The following is a 2,764-nucleotide window of genomic DNA, read 5'->3' on the forward strand; positions in this document are numbered from 1 at the left end:
CTTGATGGTTCCGGTGGGCTCCAGCAGGCTGTCGAGGCCACCCGTTGTGGCGCTGCTTTCGGCCAAAAACAGGTTGWGGCCGTAGAATTCGCCCATGTCGCGAATCCAGTCCGACTTGAAGACCGACTTGCCGCGGGCGATGGGCAACGCATGGAATGTGCCGATCGGTCGCCGTGCGTATTTCTTCAGATTGTCGAAGAAAGGCGTTTCGAAGCGGTCCTGCACGCCCTCCAGTATGGCGAGATGCATCTCCAGCGGCTCCTCTACCGCGTAGAAGATGCGCCGAACGGCATCCGCCGCCGGGTCTCCGGCAATCTGCTCTACCTGCCGGTCAGACAGCAGGTAGATGTCGAGTTCCGGTCTGATCCGCTTTAGTGCGCGCGAAAGGCGGAGCGCCGACATATCGGGTCCTTCGGACTCTCCCAGGGGATCCAATACGGAGCGCAGGACTGGCGCGTCACGGCGAGAACGGTAGGGGAAACCCTCGGCAAGGACGACCGAAATGATGTCGGGGTTCAAAGCAGCGGCGACCAGCGCATCTTCGAAGGAGCCGGCCATGACAGGCTCGTAAATGAATGAATCCTCCGGTCGGCGCAGCCTGCGCAACTCAGCTGCGAATGCGGGCCAACGAGCAGCTGGCTGGCTGTTGACGAAAAGCACTTCGAAATAGGGCCGGCGTCCACCGGCTTCGCCCGTTGCGGGTGGCAAAATGTCGGCCACCTCGCCCGACGACATCTCATCATGGACGTCCCACTCGCCCGGACGGCCGCGATAGGCACGCGTCAGAAGCCCGTTGGAGATACGCCGCGCGAGTTTCGCCGCTCCGCCTGCATCATTGGTGGCAATGCGCTCGCTCAAAGCTGCGAGCAACCGCGCACCCGGATAGGCGTGGCACTCTTCGACTGCCTCCATCTCGGCGATCGCCGCCTCCAGCGCTGCCCGCTCGCCATGTCCGGCGGCCCAGGCGTCCGCCAGTGTCGTGATCTCGCGCCAGTTGTCGGCACGTGCCGAATGTATGAGGAGGAACTGATCGATACGTGCTGTCTTGCGTGGCATCGCGTGCTCCCAATATTGGTTCTGATTTGAACTCCTGCCGCAGCCAACCGGCCGTCATCTCGCCATTTCGACGCGGCTACACTTTCGACGTCCATTGAACCTGGACAGTTCCACCTCTTGCAGGTCGTGGGCCGGCCATCCGAAGACGGCCGACCAAGGCGCCGGACCTAAGTCATCAGCATCACGAGGACCATGCCCCAGATGGTCAGCAGGGTGTTTCCGACGGCATAGGTAACTGTGTAGCCGAGCCCAGGGATCTGGCTCTTGGCGCGGTCGTTGATCATGCCAAGCGATGCCGTCGTCGTGCGTGCGCCCGAGCAGCACCCCAACAGAATGGCGGGGTGGAACTTGAACACGTATTTCCCGACATACATCGCCAGTATGAGCGGCACGGTCGTTGCGAAAATACCCCAGAGGAACAGGCTGAAGCCGAGCTGCTGCAGGCCCGCAACGAAGCCCGGTCCCGACGAGATGCCGACCACGGCGATGAACACGTTGAGGCCGACCGAATTCATGAACCAGACGGTCGACGACGGGATCCGTCCGAATGTCGGATGTACGGAGCGTAGCCAGCCGAAGAAGAGGCCCGAGATCAGTGCGCCGCCCGACGTGGACAGCGTCAGCGGCACATCGCCGATCTTGTRGACGATGGCACCGATCAAGGCGCCGATTGCAATAGCCGCGCCGATGAAAGCCACGTCGGCCACATCGGTTGGACGGTCTGCGACGCCAAGCGCCTTGGCTGCCGCCGCGGTGTCCTGGCTGCGCCCGACAATGGTGAGAATATCGCCCCGGTGGATCTTGGTGTTCGGCAAGATCGGAATCTCGGTTGCCGTAGCTCCACGGGCGATCCGCCGTAGAAACACGCCGCGCGCCGCCGGCAATTGCGCCAGCTCAGCCAGTGTCTTGCCGTTGGCGGACTTCTGGGTCACCAGCACGTCCACGCCCTCGATCGGCACTGCCAGCAAATCGCGGTCATCAACCTCTTCGGCGGCCTGGCCAATCAGGTCCACGAGCACTTCGCGCCGACCAGCCACCGCGACAATGTCTCCGGCCTGGACCACGGTATCGGCCGTGGCATCCTCGATCTTTCCGCCGCGGCGGATACGTTCGATAAACACGCGCTGGTCGGGGATCAGGGACTCGGCGTCATGGACCGTCTTGCCAACGATCTTTCCACCTTCACGGACCCGATATGCGCGCAGTTCGTAATGATGCCAGGCAGTGCCGGCACCGCCCACGTCGTTCTTGCCGCCATGCTCGGCTTCATAGCGCTTGCATTCGGCCTCCAGATCGATGCCCAGCAAGGCCGGGCCTAGCAAGGCCAACACGATGGCCGATCCGACCGTGCCGAAAATATAGGTGACGGCATAAGCGACAGGCATCGCATCGAGCAGCCGCTTGGTCTCGTCCGGCGGCAGCGCCAGGCGATTGATCGCATCCGTCGCCAGGCCCATCGATGCCGAAATGGTCTGCGAACCGGCGTAGAGGCCTACAGCGGATCCGACGTCATAGCCGGCCAACTTGGCCGCAAGCAACGGCGCGCCGAGGCAGAACACGCACACAACCACCGCAAACAGTGCCTGCGGGATGCCATCCCTGGCGATACCACGCACGAACTGCGGCCCCACGCCGTAGCCGATCGCAAACAGGAACATCAGAAAGAAGGTCGCCTTGAGCGGAGGCGAAATCGTGATGCCGAGTTTCC

Annotated in this window: 1 protein-coding gene and 1 pseudogene; both read right to left on the minus strand. The window is 62.7% G+C overall.

Annotation, left to right across the window (positions count from 1 at the left end; genetic code table 11):
• Positions 1-1,056: pseudogene (locus AC1DUU_RS28500) on the minus strand (decarboxylase); the annotation flags it as partial.
• 167 nt (positions 1,057-1,223) lie between these two features.
• Positions 1,224-2,764, minus strand: a 1,541-nt coding sequence (gene aspT / locus AC1DUU_RS28505) for an aspartate-alanine antiporter (RefSeq protein ID WP_476786693.1), incomplete at its 5' end; no start/stop codon positions are given.

It is taken from the genome of Aminobacter sp. P4_H6_2 (genome assembly GCF_056400805.1).